The 23150-nt window shown below is 41.9% G+C and carries 22 protein-coding genes; 9 read left to right on the top strand and 13 right to left on the bottom strand.

All coding sequences use genetic code 11. The features are described from left to right. Positions 1-103: 103 nt before the first annotated feature. On the top strand, positions 104-559 hold the full coding sequence (locus JMX96_RS12795; protein ID WP_057758867.1) for an Lrp/AsnC family transcriptional regulator: 456 nt from the start codon (positions 104-106) through the stop codon (positions 557-559). A gap of 273 nt (positions 560-832) precedes the next feature. After that, a complete protein-coding gene (locus JMX96_RS12790) occupies positions 833-1327 on the top strand; it encodes a hypothetical protein (RefSeq protein WP_201569488.1) in 495 nt (164 codons plus the stop codon). A 399-nt stretch (positions 1328-1726) separates the two neighbouring features. On the opposite strand, the gene groL is transcribed toward JMX96_RS12790, so the two are convergent. Beyond that, the gene (gene groL / locus JMX96_RS12785; protein WP_101204842.1) at positions 1727-3376 is read right to left on the bottom strand and encodes a chaperonin GroEL; all 1650 of its coding nucleotides are present in this window, start codon (positions 3374-3376) and stop codon (positions 1727-1729) included. A gap of 123 nt (positions 3377-3499) precedes the next feature. Then, positions 3500-3790 (bottom strand): co-chaperone GroES, encoded by a 291-nt coding sequence (gene groES / locus JMX96_RS12780; protein ID WP_057758860.1) that lies wholly within the window; start codon positions 3788-3790, stop codon positions 3500-3502. Between the two features lie 478 nt (positions 3791-4268). Between groES and JMX96_RS12775 the strand changes: the two genes are divergently transcribed. Next, positions 4269-5048 carry a DUF3108 domain-containing protein gene (locus JMX96_RS12775; RefSeq protein ID WP_201569486.1) on the top strand — a complete coding sequence of 260 codons (780 nt, stop codon included), beginning with the start codon at positions 4269-4271 and terminating at the stop codon, positions 5046-5048. Between the two features lie 110 nt (positions 5049-5158). Here JMX96_RS12775 and JMX96_RS12770 read toward each other — a convergent pair whose 3' ends face one another. Next, positions 5159-5608, bottom strand: coding sequence for a hypothetical protein (locus tag JMX96_RS12770; protein WP_201569484.1), 450 nt, complete (start codon positions 5606-5608; stop codon positions 5159-5161). A 140-nt stretch (positions 5609-5748) separates the two neighbouring features. Further along, entirely contained in the window at positions 5749-6366 is a 618-nt protein-coding gene (gene wrbA, locus JMX96_RS12765) for an NAD(P)H:quinone oxidoreductase (protein ID WP_201569482.1), read from the bottom strand. 256 nt (positions 6367-6622) lie between these two features. On the opposite strand from wrbA, the gene JMX96_RS12760 reads away from it, so the two are divergent. From JMX96_RS12760 to JMX96_RS12745, 4 genes are all read left to right on the top strand, one after another. Then, positions 6623-8206, top strand: a complete 1584-nt coding sequence (locus JMX96_RS12760) for a YihY/virulence factor BrkB family protein (RefSeq protein ID WP_201569480.1) — start codon at positions 6623-6625, stop codon at positions 8204-8206. Beyond that, a complete protein-coding gene (locus JMX96_RS12755; protein WP_227677047.1) occupies positions 8199-9815 on the top strand; it encodes a DUF2254 domain-containing protein in 1617 nt (538 codons plus the stop codon). The genes JMX96_RS12760 and JMX96_RS12755 overlap by 8 nt, the downstream gene beginning before the upstream one ends. 154 nt (positions 9816-9969) lie before the next feature. Beyond that, positions 9970-11256 (top strand): cation:proton antiporter, encoded by a 1287-nt coding sequence (locus tag JMX96_RS12750; protein WP_201569478.1) that lies wholly within the window; start codon positions 9970-9972, stop codon positions 11254-11256. A 47-nt stretch (positions 11257-11303) separates the two neighbouring features. Then, positions 11304-12083, top strand: coding sequence for a hypothetical protein (locus JMX96_RS12745; protein WP_201569476.1), 780 nt, complete (start codon positions 11304-11306; stop codon positions 12081-12083). 151 nt (positions 12084-12234) lie between these two features. Here JMX96_RS12745 and JMX96_RS12740 read toward each other — a convergent pair whose 3' ends face one another. From JMX96_RS12740 to JMX96_RS12730, 3 genes are read right to left on the bottom strand one after another with little or no spacing between them, the layout of a single operon-like run. Beyond that, positions 12235-12720 (bottom strand): DUF2127 domain-containing protein, encoded by a 486-nt coding sequence (locus tag JMX96_RS12740; RefSeq protein WP_370587262.1) that lies wholly within the window; start codon positions 12718-12720, stop codon positions 12235-12237. Positions 12721-12775: 55 nt separating this feature from the next. Further along, positions 12776-13987: a dihydroorotase gene (locus JMX96_RS12735; protein WP_179799546.1), complete on the bottom strand. Its 1212-nt coding sequence runs from the start codon at positions 13985-13987 to the stop codon at positions 12776-12778. A 58-nt stretch (positions 13988-14045) separates the two neighbouring features. Continuing rightward, entirely contained in the window at positions 14046-15119 is a 1074-nt protein-coding gene (locus JMX96_RS12730) for an aspartate carbamoyltransferase catalytic subunit (RefSeq protein ID WP_201569472.1), read from the bottom strand. Between the two features lie 389 nt (positions 15120-15508). Between JMX96_RS12730 and JMX96_RS12725 the strand changes: the two genes are divergently transcribed. Continuing rightward, on the top strand, positions 15509-16492 hold the full coding sequence (locus JMX96_RS12725; protein ID WP_201569470.1) for a class 1 fructose-bisphosphatase: 984 nt from the start codon (positions 15509-15511) through the stop codon (positions 16490-16492). A 105-nt stretch (positions 16493-16597) separates the two neighbouring features. Further along, positions 16598-17392, top strand: a complete 795-nt coding sequence (locus JMX96_RS12720; RefSeq protein WP_201569467.1) for a TrmH family RNA methyltransferase — start codon at positions 16598-16600, stop codon at positions 17390-17392. Positions 17393-17598: 206 nt separating this feature from the next. On the opposite strand, the gene JMX96_RS12715 is transcribed toward JMX96_RS12720, so the two are convergent. The 6 genes from JMX96_RS12715 to ilvC all read right to left on the bottom strand — a co-directional run bounded on the left by JMX96_RS12715 (position 17599) and on the right by ilvC (position 23050). Then, positions 17599-18531: an electron transfer flavoprotein subunit alpha/FixB family protein gene (locus tag JMX96_RS12715; RefSeq protein ID WP_201569465.1), complete on the bottom strand. Its 933-nt coding sequence runs from the start codon at positions 18529-18531 to the stop codon at positions 17599-17601. Positions 18532-18683: 152 nt separating this feature from the next. Continuing rightward, positions 18684-19433, bottom strand: a complete 750-nt coding sequence (locus JMX96_RS12710; RefSeq protein ID WP_057758837.1) for an electron transfer flavoprotein subunit beta/FixA family protein — start codon at positions 19431-19433, stop codon at positions 18684-18686. Positions 19434-19891: 458 nt separating this feature from the next. After that, a complete protein-coding gene (locus JMX96_RS12705) occupies positions 19892-20461 on the bottom strand; it encodes a DUF421 domain-containing protein (protein ID WP_201569463.1) in 570 nt (189 codons plus the stop codon). 267 nt (positions 20462-20728) lie between these two features. Further along, on the bottom strand, positions 20729-20941 hold the full coding sequence (locus JMX96_RS12700) for a cold-shock protein (RefSeq protein ID WP_057758834.1): 213 nt from the start codon (positions 20939-20941) through the stop codon (positions 20729-20731). 363 nt (positions 20942-21304) lie between these two features. Beyond that, the gene (locus JMX96_RS12695) at positions 21305-21736 is read right to left on the bottom strand and encodes a hypothetical protein (RefSeq protein ID WP_101204855.1); all 432 of its coding nucleotides are present in this window, start codon (positions 21734-21736) and stop codon (positions 21305-21307) included. A gap of 297 nt (positions 21737-22033) precedes the next feature. Further along, on the bottom strand, positions 22034-23050 hold the full coding sequence (gene ilvC, locus JMX96_RS12690) for a ketol-acid reductoisomerase (RefSeq protein WP_101204856.1): 1017 nt from the start codon (positions 23048-23050) through the stop codon (positions 22034-22036). Positions 23051-23150 lie beyond the last annotated feature (100 nt).

The raw sequence follows: 23150 nt of genomic DNA, 5'->3' as shown, positions 1-23150 counted from the left end.
ATACGCGCTTTTATCTCTATTTATTCATTGCAATTTTGCGAATATTTGGTGGATAATGCTAACTAAATAAAAATTATTGGCATAAAAAGCCAAAAGGTAAATTATGGACAAAATCGATCGCCATATCTTGGAAGTGCTCCAAAAAGAAGCGCGCTTATCTACGGCGGAATTGTCCGAACGTATAGGGCTGTCGCCTTCTCCTTGCGCGCGACGCCTAAAACGTTTGGAAGATGAAGGTTATATAGAGAACTATCAAGCAAACGTAAATAAAGCCAAAGCGGGTATTGCGATGAGTTTCTTTGTGGAAGTCAGTCTCAACAGCCACCAAGAAGAATCTATCGCAGCCTTCGAGCGTGCCCTTTCCAATATGGACGAGGTGATTAATGGACATGTGGTATCGGGTTCTTACGATTATTTATTAGAAGTGGTGAGCCCCAATCTCGATGGTTATGAGCGGTTCACCCGTAAGCTACACAAGCTTGCTAGCGTAAAAGACATTCACACTCATTTATCGGTAAGAAAGGTAATCAATAAGACGACTCTACCTATTTTTGTATGAGATTCTTCTATACTGATTAAGAAAATAATGTCTCGTTCGATCATTTGTGAGTAGCAAGACCCATAATAAGTTCATTTGGATTTGACAGAACATTGCTATGATAAAGAAGTGTCTGATGATAAGACTTGGGTTTTTAGACGGGATACGGCGGATCAGAGGTAGATTGAATAATTAAGCCAGCATAATAATTTACCATACTTCAGGTTGGAGGTAAGGGCTTAATTAACTACTGTAATTGTATGATGCCTAGCAATATAAATGAGGAAGATAAAAATGAGATTGAAAAATACGCCCGTAATTTCACTAACATTTTTAATGTTTTTGTGTGCCACTAATGCATTAGCCATTCAACAATTAGAAGATATGGATCAGGCAGTGATAGATGCTGAACAGGCAGTGATAGAGGATAGTAAAAGTTCTCCTTGGTTTTTTGTAGGGCATTCTGTCTCGGGTTTTGATTACTATCTTAATATAGATACTATTAAAAAATATAGTCAGTACGAGCCCTTACGTTATAAACATGGCGGTCTAGATTTTGCGGAAACACATACAAAAGTGTGGTGGCGTGTTGTAAGAAATAACGGGGACTATGATCAAATTCAAACTAAATTCTATTGCTCAAAAAGTTCTGCTATCAATGTGTCGGGCATTATGTATTCAAAAGATGGTATTTATCAAGGAGACTTGAAATTCAGTAGCTTTGTTGAACCCATTGTACCTGATACTGTACATGCGGATATATCGAAAACAGTATGTGAACTTTCTTAGGTAATACTCCACCTTTATATAAATTTAAAGTAAGAATTTTGACGAACAGTTAAAATATTCTGAGTTAAAAACCTATAATATAACATCTAGATGACCTAACTTTACTAAGTTTAATTTCTCTAAAAACAATGTTTTAGTATATAAAAACCCCGATAAGCCATAGCCTATCGGGGTTTTATGTTGAATAATTTAAATAAGACTTTCACAGTTACTATATTAAATCCCATAAAAAAAGCCCTGCTATCTTTCGATAACAGAGCTTTCAATAGTCAAATAGACTTCATGATAAAATCATACTTTTAGCGAAAAGCGATTTATCGAGGAAGATAAGCAAAAATAGTACTTGTTGTACATTGAGCGTATCTGACAAAGATAAATCGCTTTGCAGCAGAAGTAAAATTACATCATGCCGCCCATTCCACCCATACCGCCCATTCCAGCACCACCGCCCATAGCAGCCATACCGTCATCACCTTGCGGTAAATCAGTGATCATAACTTCAGTCGTTAGCATTAGGCCTGCAACAGATGCTGCATTTTCTAGCGCTGAACGAGCAACTTTAGCTGGATCAAGGATACCCATCTCTAGCATATCGCCATATTCGCCAGTCGCTGCGTTGTAACCGTAGTTACCACTGCCACTCTTCACTTCGTTGACCACAACTGAAGCTTCTTCGCCAGCGTTGGTTACGATTTGACGTAGTGGTGCTTCCATCGCGCGACGTAGGATGTTCATACCAGCGTTTTGATCATCGTTGTCACCGCGTAGTTCAGACAATGCATTCATCGCACGAACTAAGGCAACACCGCCGCCAGGTACAACGCCTTCTTCAACCGCTGCACGAGTTGCATGTAGCGCATCGTCAACACGGTCTTTCTTCTCTTTCATTTCAGTTTCAGTTGCTGCGCCGACTTTGATTACTGCTACGCCACCTGCTAATTTAGCAACACGCTCTTGTAGCTTTTCTTTATCATAGTCAGAAGTAGACTCTTCGATTTGACGGTTGATAGACTCAACACGGTTTTCGATGTCAGCTTTGTTGCCAGCGCCATCAACGATAACGGTGTTTTCTTTACCGACAGTCACTTTCTTAGCAGTACCAAGTTGCTCTAGAGTAGCAGTCTCTAAGCTTAGGCCAATCTCTTCAGAGATTACAGTACCGCCAGTTAGCGTTGCGATGTCTTCTAGCATTGCTTTACGACGATCGCCGAAACCTGGTGCTTTAACGGCACAAGTTTTCAAGCCGCCACGCATGTTGTTTACAACTAGTGTTGCCAACGCTTCGTTTTCTACATCTTCAGCGATGATTAGCAATGGCTTACTCTGCTGCATTACTTGCTCAAGTAATGGCACGATCTCACGGATGTTGCTGATTTTTTTGTCAACCAACAAGATATATGGGTTTTCAAATTCAGCAGTTAAGCTGTCTTGCTTGTTAGCAAAGTATGGACTGATATAACCACGGTCAAACTGCATACCTTCTACAACTTCTAGGGTATCTTCGAAGCTTGAACCTTCTTCAACAGTGATAACGCCTTGCTTGCCTACTTTTTCCATCGCTTGCGAGATCAGCTCACCGATTTTGGTGTCTGAGTTTGCAGAGATAGAACCAACTTGAGCGATTGCTTTGTGATCGTCAGCTGGCGTTGATAGTTTATGGATTTCTTTAACCGCTTCACGTACTGCTTTGTCGATACCGCGCTTAAGATCCATTGGGTTCATGCCGGCAGCCACTGACTTCATGCCTTCTTGTAGGATTGACTGAGCCAATACAGTCGCAGTGGTTGTACCATCACCAGCGACATCATTAGTGCGACTAGCCACTTCACGTACCAACTGTGCACCCATATTTTCAAATTTGTTTTCTAGCTCGATTTCTTTGGCAACGGATACACCATCTTTAGTGATGGTAGGTGCGCCAAATGATTTGTCGATAACAACGTTACGACCTTTAGGGCCTAGTGTTACACGTACTGCATTTGCTAGAACGTTTACGCCGTCCATCATCTGTTTACGGGCATCAATGCCGAATTTTACGTCTTTTGCCATGTTAAATTACTCCACTATTATAAGTATGAGAATACAATTGATTGATTTGATAGTTGTTTATCAAAAGCGATTATTAGAAACTGCTATCAAAATGTGCTGAGTATAAAATAATACTCAAAAGGACTAGCCTTCTAGCACACCCAATACATCAGACTCTTTCATAATCAATAGTTCTTCACCGTCAACCTTTACGGTTTGACCAGCATATTGACCGAACAAAACTTTGTCGCCAGCTTTTACATCTAACGCACGAGTTTCACCGTTGTCACGAACTTGACCATTACCAACTGCAAGCACTTCACCTTGTGAAGGTTTCTCTTGTGCTGAACCAGGAAGCAAGATACCACCAGCAGTCTTTGTTTCTTCTTCTATGCGGCGGACGACAATACGGTCATGTAAAGGACGAATGTTCATCGATATGACTCCAAAAGTTGGTTAATAAAATTAAGGGTTTATTTGAATTAATGGTCTCAATACCAGTATCTATAGGAAACACTGCCAAAAACAATGCTTTATAGATAAGCCTTGAGCTTGTAACAAAAAGTGGGGGCAAGGTGAGTTCGGTTCAAGTGTAAAGCCCAAAAATTTACAAGATTATTTTGCAGAAATTGATCAACCAACATCTCATATCGATGCTTTACGTTTAATAGAGTCGATATGCTAGTTAGATAAAGGACAAGAAGTAGAAGTATTTAAAGATATTGACGAGCTGAATTTATATTTTGACCAATGCTAAATTAACTATAGAAACATTTGCTACAAGCTCTACACGAAGCGGTATGACACCACGCTTGAAAATGTAACAGCGTATGACCATTATAGGTCTGGTAAACATAATAAGAACGAACGAAAAAAATTGCTATATCGGCAATAAATTAATGAAGGGGTATCTATGAGTTTTTCATCAATGCACAAAAAGTCATCAAGCGACACTGTTGATAATGCTAATAACGCAAAACGCAGTCCATCTAAATTTTTATCTGCCTTAGTAACAGGCATCAGTATCTCTACCGTTGGAGCTTTGAGTATGACCGCACCTACCCTTGCCAGCGCAAAAACCGTTCAACCATCAACTGCCGATTATAGTTTTACCGTTGAGGACAAATACAAAGGCACAGCAACTCGTACGCTAAGCAAATCTGGTAATACGTGGAAATATAACGTTAAGGCTCGCGTCGCTGGTGTGGCTAGTGCCTCGCAAAACAGCACTTTTATACTTAATGGTAATAATGTCAGTCCCACGCAGGCAAGCACTACGTACAAACTACTTGGCATGGGTCGCACACATAAACTAGACTTTAACCCAAGCAGCAAAAAAGTCACCAGTAACTATAAGGGCAAGTCGACGACTATGAACATGTCGCAACAAGCCTTTGATGATTTGAGCCTTGAGGTACAGATTCGTCAGGATTTATTAAACGGTAAGTTCTCTGGTAATTACTACATGGCAAAAAAAGACAAAATCGAGAAGACGCCATTTAAAAAATCAGGCAGCACTAAAATTACCGTACCAGCGGGTACCTTTGATACGGTACGTGTTGACCGCGTCCACGATGACGATAGCCGCTCTACCAGCTTTTGGTTAGCCCCAAGCTTGGACTATATGCCAGTTAAAGTTAGCCAAATTAACGATGGTAAGAAAATGGATTTAGAATTAACTAAGATTAATTAATCTACTTATCTTGAAAGTTATAAACAAAAAAGCGGCGCTCCAGATGGGGCGCCGCTTTTTTATGGTTTTAGATCGATAGGTATAACTTATTAGGCTTCAGGTAAGTTCAATTATTGACGAGGTTTCTTCACAACGTTATTCATCGAAGGCAGGCGTTTAAGCAAAATAAACAGCCAAACATTGATGGCAAGCAGTAGGACAAAATCAAGCAAATAAACCACTATCTCCGCCCAGCTACTGCCATATATACGTGTAAACAGCACCACACCACTCGCGCCCAAATATACTAGGGTAAACATACTACTTATCAACAATGCATAAGGTGAACGACCACGCAATATCCATGGCGTCAAAATCAATGCTGGCACTAGCCATAACGCCTGCCAAGCAATACCGCCAACGATATCAGGGCTACTAGGATTAAAGATACTAATAAAGATAGGCAATCCGAGCAGTCTATAAACGAGCCAAATTAACCACGTAACCTTTAAGCGCTGTGCAATAGGTGCGATAGGCTTAACCGTTTTAAGAGGCTTTGTATGAGAGCGGGTTGTGGCCATTAGATATTTTGATTTCCTAAATGAATAATATACTGCTGAATATGAATAGTTAGTGCATGCTTATAACTGAGTGGTTACAAGCATTGAATCATAGACTTTGAGACTCAGACGATTCTAGACAGCAGGTTTATAAAAGTTGCTTATCGGCCCCAATTAGCCTGTGCTAATGCAGCTGCAGTAATCGCTAAACGGCGACCCTGCGCAATACCCAAATCTCGCTCGTCAGTAGATATAGGCTGATCATGCGATGCACCGCTGACATGGCTGGCACCGTAAGGCGTGCCGCCGCGATGAGTACGATTCAGTGCTGGCTCTGCATAGGGCACACCTACGATGACCATACCGTGATGCATCAACGGCAACATCATCGTCAACAACGTCGTTTCTTGACCGCCATGCATGGAACCTGTCGCCGTAAACACTGAGGCTGGTTTGTTTTGTAGATTCCCTGCCAGCCATAGGGTCACGGTATTATCCCAAAAATACTTCATGGGTGCGGCCATATTACCAAAGTGCGTTGGGCTACCAAGCGCTAGACCGCTACAGTCTTTTAGATCGTCCATCGTACAGTATAAGTCGCCCTCATCAGGTATCGCAGGCTTGCTTGACGTGGTTTCAGGTGCCACTGTCGGTACCGTACGGATACGCGCGGTCATGCCAGCATCTTCAACACCTTGCGCGATAGCATATGCTAATGTCTTAGTCGTACCGTAATTAGAATAATAAAGCACCAAAACATAAGGGTCGGTCTGACTCATTAGCAAAGCTTCCTTATAAAATTGTTAACCATACTAGCCACCAAAAATGCGGCGAAATATACGACTAACTGGCATTGTAGAATATGTGCACATTATGCCCGAGTCATTCACTGTCATGCAAATAACCATGATTGATAACCTGACTTATATTGTATCTGATGTGCTACATGGTGCATTTTGACACAATTAAACCGCAGATGATAACCGTTCATCTTTGTTACACTATTGTCACTCTTACTTTTGCTTAATGGTCGACATGGAAAAATTATCTCAAAAACTCCCGTTTTTACAGCAGCGCTGGTTTCAGTTTTTACGGTTTTTGACTCGGCATTTTTTTGAAGATAATTGCCAGCAAAAGGCGGCTTCACTGACGTACACCACTATGCTGTCGATCGTACCTGTGTTGACGGTATTACTAATGATTTTGTCATCTGTACCAGCACTCGCATCGGTTAGAGCTCAGATTTATGACGTCATTTATAGCAATCTGTTGCCGCAATCGAGCATGCAAGTTAGCGAGTATATTAATAGCTTTGCCGAAAAGTCATCCAACCTAACCATTATCGGTGCCATGATTTTATTCTTTACGACTATCATGACCTTGACCACTATTGAACGCGCGTTTAACCAGATTTGGCGAGTAGAAGACCGCTCTGGTGGCATCAAAAGCATGCTGCGTTATTGGACCATTGTTACGTTGGGACCGCTGGTGTTGGGTACCGCTTTTATCGCTTCAAGTACCGTACAAAGTCTGAGTTTTCTTAATCGTCAAATTGCAGGCTACGGTATCGACTGGAGCTTTTGGGTACAAATGGCATCGATTGGTATTACGATGGCGGGCTTTATCGGTATGTACTGGTTTATTCCAAAGGCGCGCGTACCAGCAAAGAACGCAGCTATCGCTGGCGTGTTTGTGGCTATTGTCTTTGAATTAATGAAGCATCTGTTTGGTACAGTGATGGCTAACTTTACCAGCTACGAAGCGATTTACGGCGCTTTTGCCGCCTTGCCTATCTTTCTACTATGGATTTATCTGTCGTGGAATTTGATTTTATTAGGCGTTGAAATCAGCTATACCTTGACCATTTTTGAGACAGAAGAAGTCTACCCTCGTCACCCGTTACTCAGCTTGCTAGATATGTTGAACTTGGTCTATACCCACCACTTAAAAGGTGAAGCCGTTAGCGAACAAGCACTGCGCAATGTCTTAGGTCGCAAAGAGCTACCGAAATGGTATACCTATATCAACTACCTGCAAGACAGCAATCTGATTACCATGACGGATGATGATGACTATGTGCTCAAAAGAGACCTGAGTAGGATGACGTTATGGGACTTTTATCGTACCTTGCCCTATCCACTTCCTATCAAGGACGAGTTGGATGAGATGAGATTAGAAGGTCAAAAGCCTTGGCTAAGTTTATTGGTAAAACGCTTTGAAAACACCGAAGCATATGCCAAACAGCAATTGCATCTGCCGCTAAATGCTATCTTTGCTAATAGCGAACCGCGTAAACAATCTAACAGTAAGCATGGCGATGACCGTAAACTATTTAGAAAAACCTCTGCCGCCACTGAAAACGTACAACGACATGATAATCTAGATAGACATAATGAGAGTGCTTACAACGGTAATAATCCACATCTAGAAGCATCACCGCACCTAGAGCCTATGGCTTATGACAAAGACAGTGCTATTGAATATGATGATCACGACAATGAAGCCATCATACCTTTAGGGACTAGTGAGAATCATACTGAAACAGATATGACCAGACGTGCGCATAAAAGCGCTATTATTACAGAAGCAGATAACCCTAAGGCTCATCACAGTGAATAAAAATGATGGAGACAGCATCTGGATACGTACGATCAATGCAGGTCAAAACAGGCTTAAGCAGTTCACTAAGTTGTGGTCAATACAAACGCTGACCGACTTGCCTGATCGTTTAAATAACTTGTGGCAGTGGCTGATTGGCTCTTATTGGTTTATCCCAACCGCTTGTGTCATCGTCGGTATTTTACTTGCTCCTTTACTAGTCGCGATTGACCAAAACTTTGATCGTGAAACGGTAAAAGAGATCTCCTTTGCCTTTACTGGTGATGACGAAGCGGCGCGCGCGATTATGACAGCTATCGCTGGTGCGGTACTGGGCGTGGCAGGTACGACATTTTCGATTACAATCGCCGTCCTGTCGATGGCATCCTCACAGTTTGGTCCAAGACTGCTACGTAACTTTTTGACTGACACTCCAAACCAGTTTGTCCTTGGCGCTTTTATCGGTACATTTAGCTATAGCTTACTGGTATTGAAGTCTATCCATAAGTCTGACGTAGCTTTTGGTGTGCCGCAATTGGCAGTGACCTTTGCTATTATCATGGCGATTATCTGTGCGCTGCTCTTGGTTTATTTTGTACAGCATATGGTGCATGCTATTCAGGCGTCACATGTCATTCAAAATGCTAGCAACGATGCAATTGCAAACATTTACTATTGGTATAACGATCGATGTGATATTCAACATCAACGCGATGCTGAGCACCATGATATCGAGCAGTTCCAAAACTGGCCTGCTATGCCGATTTATTCACCAAATTCAGGTTATCTACAGCAGATTTATCTTGAGTCATTGATTGCGCTGTCACAAGATTATGGTGGCGTGGTACAAATGCATGTCAACCTCGGTAATTACGTCACTGACAAAAACGTCATTGGTTACTTTTATCAGCGGCCTGCATCTCATCCAAATAATCAAAAGAAGACAGCGACCCCACATCTGGCAGTGATACCAAGAGCGCCTGATGGACTGTTTTGGCAACGTCTTGCAGGTTGCCTACGACTTGAGCAACGATTGGCGCACTCTAACGACATTGCCTATAGCTTAGGTCAGATGACGGAGATTGCTGTACGCGCGTTATCCCCTGGTATCAATGATCCAAAGACTGCGGTCAATTGCGTCCAATCTTTAACCAGTTGTTTGAGTATCATGATGCGTCGTCAGCCACCAAGCCCTTATCATTTTCACATACCGCAGTCAGACACTAACGATAGCTCTGAAACTACTATCAAACAGAAGCGACTGGCCATATTGGCACTAGTCACTCATATCCCAAAGATTTCTGACTTTATCAATGTATCACTCGGTGAGATACGTCGTTATGCAGCTGCTGACCTCATGGTCTTAAAAGCATTATGTCAGGCAATGGTCAATTTGAACTATGCACGGGTTAACAGCGCACAGCAGCAAACGCTATTACATGAATTGCATCTGATTCAGCACGCTGGTGAAGAGAATTTAAATTATCAAGAGCTGGTCGATGACTTGGTCGCTATGTGCGAACAAGCCAAGCAATTTATCCTTGATAACGATGCGCAGCACAAGCATTTTAATTACGTGAGTGAGTTTGAAGCGGATATTCGTCAAGCGTTACAGACACAGTCTAGTTAATGATATGACCAATTAACTGTTTAAATAGATGGCAATATCAGTCTTTATAAACACATTACTTATAATCACAACCCCTATAGCCAACAACACTTATAACATCCCTATAAGCCCTGCGCTTTAGATACTTTTTATATTCATATGAGACCTACTTTTTATGGCATCTGCAACCAGCCTCACCATACTAGAAATCAGCGCCATATTTTTGTCGATTACTGCTTCGTTAACTTATATTAATCACCGTTTTATTGGTCTGCCGACCACTATCGGTGTCATGGTCATCTCTATCTTATTGTCAATCGGCGCGATATTTTTGGGCTTCTTAGGGTTTGATCAGCTGATTGATTACGAAGTCAGTTTATTGGAGCAACTTGATTTTACCGAAGTGCTCTTAGACGGCATGCTATCGATGTTGCTATTCGCAGGTGCATTACACGTTAATATTGGTGACTTAAGACGCTACAAGTTACCTATCGGCATCCTTGCGGGTCTTGGCACGGTCATATCGGCGATGCTCATTGCGACCGCGATTTACTTTATGCTGCCGCTATTCGGTTTCGGCTTACCGTTTCTCTGGTGCCTGTTATTTGGTGCGCTTATCTCCCCTACCGATCCTATTGCTGTAATGGGTATTTTGTCGTCAGCAGGCGCTCCAAAGAGTATCGAGACCGTCATCGCTGGTGAATCATTGTTCAATGATGGCATCGGCGTGGTCATCTTCGTCCTACTGCTAGGGATTTTATCTAGCGGTGATATTCCTACTGCCAACTACGTTGCACATACTTTGGCGGTTGAAGCTGGTGGCGGCGTTGTTTTCGGACTGGTACTTGGTGCGATTTTGTACTACTTGCTCAAAAGCATTGATAGCTATCAAGAAGAGGTGCTATTAACATTAGCAGGCGTCATCGGTGGCTATGCGCTGGCCAGTCATTGGCACTTATCAGGGCCACTCGCCATGGTCATGATGGGCCTAATGGTTGGTAATCGTGGTCGCGAGCTAGCCATGAGTGACAAGACACGGCACTATATTGATTTGTTTTGGGAATTGATTGATGAGATTTTAAATGCCATTTTGTTTGTACTCATCGGTCTAGAAGTGGTGATGATTGCTTATTCAGGCAATTTATTTATCGCGAGTGGTTTGACGATTTTGATTGCACTGATTGCTCGATTTATCGTGGTAGGTATGACGACCAAGACCTTTCATAGTCAGCTTGATTTGCCTACGGGCGCATGGAAAGTTCTGACGTGGGGCGGTTTACGCGGTGGTATCTCGGTCGCATTAGTATTACAGCTACCAATCGGGGCTGAACGAGAGATTTTATTGGCACTCACTTATGCAGTGGTGATATTCTCCATCTTGGTACAAGGTCTAAGCGTCGGTAAAGTCGCTAAAAGCATTCGTAAGGATGAAAAAACAGTGGAGATGCAGAGTGGCGTATAATCAGTTCACTATAACTAATAGACTCAATACAATAGGATTAAAGCTTTATGTATCAGAATAAATTTATAGCCTTTATTGACATATTAGGATTTGGCGCTTTAGTAGAAAATAGTGAAAATGCACCTGAGATTGCCCAAAGTATTCTAGATACGCTACTTTCTATGAGTCCTGACAAACTTCAAGAGTCAATGTATGTTTCAATTAATGAAGAGAGCATACCTACAAGTGAACTCATTGGATTAAAAAACATTATAGCTATGATGAATAAAGGGATGAATAATGCTCACCATGTAACTATTTCATATTTTTCAGATAGCTTAGTATTGTCAGCAGATGCTGACAATGTTATTGCTTCACAATCCATACTCGAAATTTTATCTAAACTAAGTGTCGAGTTATGGGATAAATACTCAATATTAATTCGTGGGGGAATAACAGTAGGGAAACTAGTTCATAAAGACAACGGTCCCCTTTTTGGACCAGCTATGAATCGAGCATATTTTTTAGAGTCAAAAGAGGCCAACACACCAAGAATAATTTTTGATCAGCATTGCATAGACCTTTTTCGAGAAACTAGTACTTTCAGTATTTTTGATTCTCTAATTGAGGTAGATGATAAATATAGCTATTTCTCTCTACCTACTTGCTTACGTTATATAACAACTGCAAGCTCGTTAGCTCTTTCGGAAAATAAACAGCTTGAATCTGCTAGAAAAGCCCAAACTGAAATTTTACCAAAAATTCAAAAGATCATTTCATCTTCTATTTCTCAAAAGATAAAAGACAAATATATATGGCTTGAAGCTGAAACGATTAGAACGATATAGAGATAATACACAATTACTGACTTCTTTCTAACTGTTATCACGCTTATTTGACTTACTGAAAAGCTGTGGCTCATACAATGTCACTTTCTTGACAAAAAATCCAGCATGAGATACTTGTCTTATGCTGGATTTTTTGACTTAAATTTAAACGTTATATCAAGCCCTTTCGTTTCATATTACGATAAACCACAATAATAATGAGCAGATTAGAAACCAATATTCCAAGCTTAAACCAGTCAAATGGGCTAACGATCAGATAGTAGATTTCTATAGGAATAAATACCCCGTAGCCTAATACCCCAAACCAATACGCCCATGTTTTGTCATGCCATAAACCATAAGCTTCTAGGAAGCGCAAACTGGCGTAAGCAAATATCAATAATAAAAACATCGGCCAGTTTTTACTTGCCTGCTGAGCAATACGTACGGCACTATCGATTTGCGGGGCAAGCATATGGCCGAAGCTGCGCTGCCAAGTAACGGTTGCCGTCGTCAGCCAATGCTCAAGATTGGTATGCCACCACCATAATGCCCCTGCTCCTAGTAACGCACCAATACCTTTCACTACCTCATAAATGGCCACTGCTTTGATAGACTCACTCGCCGTACTGCGCGATTTTTCTTGCTGACCATTCATGGTAACCCCTTTATCCTTCGAGGATGGCGGCAGACGGTCATCCTGTTGGGGCAAATTAGCCAAAGAATGTCTCCACAACACGTCCTTGCAACTGCTGATTGAAAAACGGTGTGTTCTTACCACTCGATAGCATAGATTGCGCGGTTACTTGCCACTCAAGGTTAGGATCGACCAATACTGCACCGCCAATCGCTTCGTACTGCTCGCTAATACCTGCGATTTTTGCAGGATTCAGGCAGATTTTGTCTACCAGTTGCGAGAGTGTTAATACCTCATCATTTACCAGCTGACATGCTAGCGCCATAAAGGTATCGAAGTTTGAGATACCTGGCGTACTCTCAGCAAATGGTGCTTTTTTGGCGGTACTATTCAGTGGCTCGTGATGACTACAGATAGCGTCGATAGTGCCATCCTTTAACCCACGGCGGATTGCCTGCTGATCTGTATTACTACGCAGTGGTGGCAACACGTACGCCTGAGCATTAAATCCTTCCAAGTTATCATCGGTTAAGTAAAGCTGATGCATCGCAACATCACACGTAACAGGCAGACCTTTGTCTTTTGCCCAGCGCATAAGCTCGATAGAGGACTTACAGGATAACTGGCTAAAATGAGCAGCGATTCCGGTCTCTTCCACCATCAGTAGCTGCGTAGACAACGCAACAGTTTCTGCAATCCAAGGAATCCCCTGCAGTCCATGATAAGAAGCAATATAGCCCTCATGTGCCACCCCATCTCCAGACAGACTTGGCTCATCAGGATAAAAGAATACCTTCATGCCAAAGGTTGCTGCGTATTCTAGTGTGCGTAGCAATACTAAGTCATTGCGAAAAGGTCTACGCGCATTAGATACTGCGATACAGCCGCCCTTCTTGAGCCCTGCGATATTAGACGGTCGTTCGCCCTCTAACCCTGTGGTCAATGCACCCAAAATATGCAAGTAAATCCCGCCATCACTCAAGGCGCGCTCACGTAAACCTTTCAAAAGTGAACCATTTTCTAAAATAGGATTGGTATCAGGCGGCGTCACTACATGCAAAAAGCCATTACCACGAGCAGCGCTGCCTTCTGATTTTAGCGTGCCGTGTTGCTGCTGGCCTGGCTCACGCAGGCGCGCGCATAGATCTACTAGTGGTGGTAATAACCACATCTCACGGTCAGAATCGAGTGTAGATAGTTTTTCTGTTGCAGTTTGCGGCAATGCATCTTTAAATGCTTTTGGTAAATGGTCAAGAATGGGTGCATCAGTATTAAGCATGGTAGACATAACGTTATTACCGTATCAATAAAATGAAATAAATGAGAATAAGTCGCGCGGCAGGCTGTTACTTGCCAGCCGCTTGATGAGCACGCTGACCTTCCATCGCAAGCGATAAGACCGCCATACGAATGGCAATGCCGTTATTTACCTGCTTTAAGATAACGGATTGTGCGCCATCAGCCACACTAGAGGCAATCTCAACACCACGATTCATCGGCCCTGGATGCATCACCAATGCATCAGGTTTAGCGAGAGCTACCCGCTCTGGCGTGATCCCATAATGCTTGTAATATTCACTTGATGATGCCAATAGCGGCGAACCGATACGCTCATTTTGGATTCTTAATCCCATGATCACATCACAATCAGTGACACAATCATCCATATTTTCGTACACCTGCACACCAAAACGCTCAATGCCTTTAGGCAATAAAGTGCGCGGCGCACAAACACGAATATCTGTCACACCTAGTGTTTGCAAGGCACTGATATCAGAGCGTGCTACGCGTGAATGCTTAATATCACCAACGATCGCGATAGACAACTCTTCGAATGGACGCGGTGCCTCACGGTGAATGGTCAACATGTCGAGCATTCCTTGAGTAGGATGCGCATGCCAGCCATCACCGCCATTAATGATTGCGATATCAGGCGTGACTTCTGTTGCCATAAAATGCGCAGCACCTGATGCTGAATGGCGTACTACAAAGATATCTGCGGTCATTGCCTGTAGATTCCACAGCGTATCACGCAGACTCTCGCCTTTTTTGGTGCTCGAACGTTCGATATCGATATTGAGTACATTGGCACCCAAGCGTTTTTCTGCCACCTCGAATGTCGTCCGGGTACGAGTCGATGGTTCAAAAAACAAATTCATGACCGTATAACCGTCTAACTCAGGACGATTGATTAGCTGTCCATTATCATCAAAGAAAGTCTCTGCTTTTGCGATAATAGCTTTGAGCTGTGCTTTATTAAGCCCTTCAACACCTAAGAAATGCCGGATACTGCCATCGGTATTGAGCTGCGGATGACTTAGTGACGTATTGAGCCTTTGATGAATCGTATTGGGATCAAATTTTGCATAATCAGTCGGTGAGACTGGTTGTGTAGCGCTACTATCGATAGAATTTGACATAATGGCGAGTCTTTATTGTGGGTTTATATGAGTCTATAGTAATCACTTATTCATCTTTGTTCGATCATTTATCACTGATAGGCATAGATACAAAGGACATTTTGACGCTTATTTGCTACAATTTACCGTAATCAAACTCGACCAAAAAATAGCCTCAGCAGACAATCAGAAAGCGTGAGTAGACATGCCGTATTCTCATAGAGAATAATTCTGACAAAACTATAAATGAATAACAATAGATATAGTGTAGCCGATTTTGTGGTCGGGACAAAGATGCCGTATTAGCTATTTAAGAATTTACCTATTTCAGGTGTGCTAAATGCCACCTACTTCTTTACTTTGACACCTATCCGTTCTTTTACTTTCCATACCATTTATTAGGAAGCCTTATGACGACCTTAGCAGACTATCTAAACCAACATGCCACTAGCCCTGCACTTAACGATGTGATTACCACCGTCACTGATGTCGGTAAGACGATTTCACAATTGCTCAGAAAAGGCGCTTTAGCAGACATTCTGGGCGAAGCCGGTAACCAAAACGTCCAAGGCGAAGATCAGAAAAAATTAGACGTGTTGGCCAATGACCTACTACTAGATGCATTGGCAAAAAATACACATTGTGCTGGTGTTGCGTCAGAAGAGCTTGATGACGCGACCCCTGCTAATGACGATGGTAGCCTATTGGTACTATTTGACCCATTAGATGGCTCATCAAATATCGACATCAATATGGCTGTAGGTACGATTTTTTCTATCTTACCGTATGATCGCCAAGGTCAAACCAGTGAAAACAGCGACTATCTACAGGCAGGTAACAAACAACTAGCGGCTGGCTATCTGCTATATGGCACCTCTACTGTCCTAGCGCTAACCATCGCTGATAAAGTTGTGATGTTTAGCCTAGACCCAGAGACGTCTGACTATGTGTTGATAGAAGACAATGTTCAAATCGATGCCGATACGAGCGAGTATGCTATTAATAGCTCAAATTATCGCTACTGGCGCGCGCCAATGCAGCAGTACATCGATGAGTTAATTGCTGGCGAGACTGGGGTACGTGGGCGCGATTTTAATACACGCTGGGTAGCCGCCATGGTTGGTGACGTCCATCGTATCTTATGCCGCGGTGGTCTGTTCACTTATCCGTTTGATACCAAATACGCTCACAAAGCGGGTAAATTACGCTTAATGTATGAAGCCAACCCAATGAGCCTATTGATTGAACGTGCAGGTGGCGGTGCAACAGACGCCGTCAACCGCATCCTAGATATCGAACCGACTGATATCCATCAACGTGTTCCTGTGGTACTCGGTAGTAAAAACGAAGTCGATTACGTAAAAGACTTACACGTCAATTATTCTGAAAAATAATTGATTGACGCACCTGTTAAGAGTAGCCAACATAATGCTAAATCAATAATAGGCATTATGCTGGTTATCTAAACAACTCCTTTACTCTTCTCTAAGCGATCCACTATGGTAACAAATCCCACCGAGCTGATTACCTCAGATAAGAACACAACAGTGAAGCTTGTAAAAGCACTGTTGTCCCAAGCACGCCAGCGTAAAAAGAACGGTCAGACAGTCATAGAAGGCGTCCATTTGATAGATGCTGCGCTGCGTAGTGACTATCCTTTCGTCCAGATACTACTGTCTGAGTCAGCGCATAGCCACCCTGAAGTTCAGCAGGTATTGACTCGCCTGCCCACTTATACGCCTATTCTTACTTTATCAAACTCACTCTATGAGAGTATTCGTAGCTTGGGTACTGGCATTGATATCATGGCGATAATCAAAGTACCAACGCCTAGCCTATCGATGATCGATGAGGACTGCTTAATCTTGAACGACGTGCAGGATAGCGGGAATGTTGGTACGCTGCTACGCACAGCAGCAGCCGTCGGTATCCGCAACATCCTATGCACCAGTGCGACCGCTCAAGCTTGGTCTCCTAAGACGCTACGAGCAGGTATGGGTGCACAGTTTGCACTGACTATTTATGAAGGCTTGAGTACGCAAGATATTTTAGATCATGTACAAGTGCCGCTTTTGGCGACTAGCTCACATACAGATACTATCATTTACGAGCACGACTTATCTGCGCCTGTAGCATGGATTATGGGTCATGAAGGCCAAGGCGTTAGCGACGATTTGATGCAATGTGCCACGCCTATCGCTTTACCGCAGCCAAATGGTCAAGAGAGCTTAAATGTAGCGATTGCAGGGTCTTTATGTCTGTATGAGACCTTACGCCAAAGACAATACTCTTAGCATGCATTTATAACTGTTATTAAAGCCTAATTTATTAAGCATAAAAAAACCCACTACCAATTGATAGTGGGTTTTTTATCATCTGTCTACTACTGATATAGTCAAAGAAGTCTAAAACGAATACAAGGCAGCCAACTGCAGATTGTACAAGTAGTACATCTAAGGAGAGTAACGCCGTAGCCGTTTAGTAGTTCTGTGACTATATATTAAACCTTGCTAGTAAGCTCAGGTAGTGCTTCGAATAGATCAGCTTCTAAGAAGTAATCAGCAACGCTAGCAATAGGTGCTTCTGGGTCATTGTTGATAGCAACGATGACTTTAGAATCTTTCATACCAGCCAAATGCTGAATCGCGCCTGAGATACCAGCTGCGATATATAGCTGCGGTGCAACGATTTTACCCGTTTGACCGACCTGCATATCATTTGGTACATAGCCTGCGTCAACAGCGGCACGTGATGCACCAACAGCAGCGCCTAGCTTGTCAGCCAATGGCTCAATGTACTTGGTGAAGTTTTCACCGTTTGCCAAGGCACGACCACCAGAAACAACGATACCAGCTGACGTCAATTCTGGACGATCAGACTTAGCCATTTCTTCGTTAACGAAGCTAGCTTTACCAGTTTCTTGTACGTTATCGATAGTTTCAACAGTAGCTGAACCACCTTCGCTTGCCACTGGGTCAAACGCAGTAGTACGTACGGTTAGTACCACTTTGTCTTCTGTCGTTTTCACTGTCGCCGTCGCATTACCTGCATAGATAGGACGCTCAAACGTTTGCGCATCTAACACACCTGAGATTTCAGACAGCATGCTTACGTCAAGTAACGCAGCAACGCGTGGCATAAAGTTTTTACCAGTCGTGGTCGCAGCCGCTAGGATATGGCTGTAATCACCAGCGATATCAGCAACCAATAGCGCCACGTTACCTGCCAATTGATGCTCATAAGCAGCATTGTCAGCCAATAGTACTTTAGTCACACCTTCTGCTTTTGCCGCTTCATCAGCGACAGCTTGGCTACCACTACCAGCAACCAATACGTGGATATCATCACCCATTTGTTTAGCAGCAGCGATGGTGTTTAAAGTTGCCTTTTTGAGACTGGCATTGTCATGTTCTGCATATACCAAAATTGCCATGGTTTTAGTCCTTTATATATTCGTATTATCTATTCATGCGGTTGTTTGTGTACAAAGCTATTTGAGAAACTATCATTTAATCTAAGATAAAGCAGTCAAATTCACAGCCTTGTACAGGATATGCCGTAGCGAAGTATCCAATCATTAAAACATTAAATGACTTTTGCTTCGTTTCTTAGCTTATCGACCAACTCATCAACTGACCCTACTGTAATACCAGCTTTACGGTCAGCAGGTGGCACGACTTTAATAATCTCTTGCTTAGATGTCATATCAACACCGAAATCTGCTGGCGTTTTCTCATCAAGTGGCTTTTTCTTCGCTTTCATGATGTTAGGCAATTTAGCATAACGTGGCTCATTCAAACGTAGATCAGTCGTGATGACTGCTGGCAAATCAAGAGCAACAGTTTGTAGGCCACCATCGATTTCACGTGTTACGTTTACTTTGTCGCCTTCAACCTTCACTTCTGATGCAAACGTACCCTGACCGATACCCATCAATGCCGCTAGCATCTGGCCCGTTTGGTTGTTGTCATCATCAATCGCTTGCTTACCTAATAAGATGATATCAGTGCTTTCAGCTTCAGCGATGCTTTTTAGAATCTTAGCAACTTGTAGTGGATATGGCTTTTCGTCACTTACGACTAACACACCACGGTCAGCACCTAGCGCTAGGGCTGCACGAATCTGCTCTTGTGACTCTTTTGGACCGATTGAAGCAACAATGATCTCATCAATGACGCCAGCTTCTTTTAGGCGAACCGCTTCTTCTACTGCGATTTCATCAAAAGGGTTGATTGACATTTTAGTGTTTGATAAGTCAACGCCAGAGTTGTCGGCTTTTACACGAACTTTTACGTTATAATCAATGACACGCTTGACCGCTACTAATGCTTTCATACGTTCCTCGTTTATTAATGTTATGAGTTAAAAATTGTCAGTTAAGAACCAAAGGTTCGTTGTGGTTCAAATTGTCGTTCAAAATACTGCTCAAGGTTATTACTACATCAACAGAATATAGTTAACTAAGAAAGATGAGCCAATATCTAAGAGCATATTAGCATTGTATCTCTTACTAATGAAATCTGCTAAAGCTAAGCCAACCGTTATTATCAGACCTATGTATCTTGCGTCAGCAGGCAGATAAGGTCAAGACAACGCCGTGAATAATGCGTCATAAATTTGTCAACACTCTATAATAAATACTCTATAAGCACATCGTTTCACGTTTTTCATGGTTCAATGGTTCAACAGCTCAAAATGCTTATACCCTTTATAGCATTCTAAGCCTTAGCTTTACTTAATATTTTGTTATTATTTATCTCTTCAAAGTTAACGGATAAGAATAGTTAATCGAGTCAGACCTGCGACTTACCATTCTTACTAGCACCAAGCAATAATTCGCTATCACGTATATCGTCAAATAAAGACCAATCAGGTTCGACATCATTGTTCTTGATGACACTCATATCACCTGTCGTCTCCATAATCACTGCAAACACTTCTGTTTTCGCTTTGATACCATTTTTACGTAACACTTCCTGAACATCACTAGTGCTAAGATTAGCCTCTTTTAAGTTATCTTCTAAATATTCACCATGAGCCATTAGGATAATAGCTTGATTGTCTATTAAAGCTTTGAGCGGTTTTATCTTACGTCTGATAACTGAGATAACGCCCTGAATTAAGAATAACACCGCAACAGCAAATAACCCTTGAAGTAGAGAAGGCTTATCTGACAATACCGTCGATGCCAATATACTACCAATACCAACGGTCATCGCAAAATCATGGCTTGATAACTTGGAAAAACTGCGTAAACCCATCAATCGAGTAAAAAACATCAGCCCTACATAAAAGCCTATAGCAGATAAAGAAATCCCAAGCACTTGTTGCCAGTCAATTGAAAGCCAGTTTTCCCACTTCATAATACAACCTTATCTATTACATCTTTATTAAATCATTGTCCGTTATTACCTGATGATGTTAACCGTCGAAATCAATAGCACTTTACATTAGCAACACTTTGTCATATCAAAAAAGCCCCATAAAAAAAGCAACCTGATAAGAGGTTGCTTCTTTTTAAAGTCGATACAGTATTTTTATTGTTTTAACAAACAAAGTAATCAATGCATATTGATAATCTTATTGTCATTAAGTTTACTGACAAGCAGTTAACCTAATAATAAATGAGATTAGATAGCTTCGATTTGCTCAGCTTGTGGGCCTTTTTTGCCATCACCTAAGATGAAAGACACTTTTTGGCCTTCGGCTAGAGTTTTGAAACCGTTACCTTGGATAGCGCTGTAGTGAGCGAATACGTCTTGTCCGCCATTGTCTTGAGCGATAAAACCAAAACCTTTAGCTTCATTAAACCACTTTACAGTGCCTTCAACTTTATCTGACATAAATTTTCCTGACTCTTTAACTGTTGGCGAGACTTGTGTCATCACCGATTAATTGATATATACCCTAATATTTTCTGCTAAATGCGGCGGCCAAAAACGCTAAATAATCTTAAAGAAAATTTGAATTTTTTGCCTCAAATATTTTGAGTACAGTCTGATTATAACAGTTTTCCATGGTAGGAACAGTCTAAATTGCTGATTTTTGTAAATAAATACTAACCATTGTTGCAAGCTAACATCGATAGTAATAAGCTTCATATCTTATTGATATAAAATAGTTTTTATTTATAGATGCACTACAGCTTCATCAGTAAACCACTAATTAAATAAGTCGACATAGATGATAGTAGGTTGGAATATTAGTTACTGCAATGGTGATGTCGGTAGCCATGCTGAACTCAATACGAGCAAACATAACGCAAAAAACACCAATGAAAATGACTGACTATAGGCAATATATTTTGCTGGAATGACTAAGTCTTTAGGAGAGTCAGGGATGCCTTTGCGCTTAAGTAGCTTGGTACCGTATATCCAACCAAAGGTCGTGTATATACCATATGCAGCAGGCACTGCGATAGCTAATGGGGTCAAATCAATAACGTATAAAATCACCACTGATATGAAGAACCATAGAGTATCTAACAATGAACTGACTTTGAAGAATTTAGACTGAGGCAGTTTACCATCGGTCTGTTTGAGCATCTCCCCTTCTATCCAAATTAAAACTGCTACCACAGCGCTAAGAGTAATATATACGAATTGCGGCGTTAGCCAGTCTGAATAAGATATTTGCACAGCATACAACCTATTATCTATAGAAAGTGAGAATGAAGCATTCACCCGCTTCGAATACTTAGAAACGGGTAAGAACAATGACGGATGTTAATCGCAAAGGCGCTTTGGCCAATGTTAAGGTGCCTGCTTATATTGGGTAGCAATTAATGGTTTTCAACCGATAACCCAGATTCAAATCAAAGCGAAAAACGCCTATCAAATACTTTGCATAAAAAAACCCATGCTATCAAGTGATAACATGGGCTATTTAATCTAAATCAGATTTTTATTTGAATAAGACTTTTATCTGTATAAGACTTAGTTTTTGTCTTTATCGATGATTTTGTTGCCGCCGATCCACGGCATCATGCCACGTAGCTTAGCACCAGTGATTTCGATTTGATGATCAGCGTTGTTACGACGACGCGCAGTCATTGATGGGTAGTTGGTTGCGCCTTCAGAGATGAACATTTTCGCGTATTCACCAGACTGGATGCGTTTTAGTGCATTACGCATGGCTTCACGTGACTGCTCATTGATAACCTCAGGGCCAGTAACATATTCGCCGTATTCAGCGTTGTTACTGATTGAGTAGTTCATGTCAGCGATGCCGCCTTCATACATCAAGTCAACGATAAGTTTTAGCTCATGCAGACATTCGAAATAAGCCATTTCTGGTGCATAGCCAGCTTCTGTTAGTGTCTCAAAGCCCATTTTAACCAGCTCTACTGCACCACCACAAAGTACGGCTTGCTCACCGAATAGATCCGTTTCAGTCTCATCTTTGAACGTTGTTTCGATGATGCCTGAACGACCACCACCAACGCCAGCAGCATACGATAATGCTAACTGTTTGGCTTGACCAGAAGCGTCTTGATAGATAGCGATAAGATCAGGGATACCGCCGCCTTTAGCGAACTCTGAACGTACAGTATGACCTGGTGCTTTTGGTGCAACCATGATGACATCAAGATCGCCACGTGGTACAACTTGGTTGTAATGAATTGCAAAACCGTGAGCAAAAGCTAGTGTAGCGCCTTCTTTGATATTTGGCTCGATTACATCATTATAAAGCTCTTTTTGGAACTCATCAGGCGTCAAAATCATAATAACGTCAGCAGCTTTTACCGCTTCTTCTACTTCAGCAACTTTTAGACCAGCATTTTCAGCTTTTTTCCATGAGCTTGAATTTGCACGTAGACCAACAGTTACATCGACGTCTGAATCTTGTAGGTTAAGCGCGTGTGCATGGCCTTGTGAACCGTAACCGATAATAGCAACTTTTTTACCTTGGATAATAGATAGGTCACAATCTTTGTCATAATAAACGTTCATAAATAGAGTCCTTGTTCTCAATCATGGCTTGCCATGGATAGTAAGCGCTTATGCTGTAGTCAATATAATGACTAAGATAAGCGCTTTGTTGATTAGATAA

The sequence above is a fragment of the Psychrobacter sp. JCM 18900 genome (assembly GCF_904846625.1).
GTDB lineage: Bacteria > Pseudomonadota > Gammaproteobacteria > Pseudomonadales > Moraxellaceae > Psychrobacter.
The sequence above is the reverse complement of the archived record's forward strand: the minus strand, read 5'-3'. Positions and strand labels throughout refer to the sequence as shown.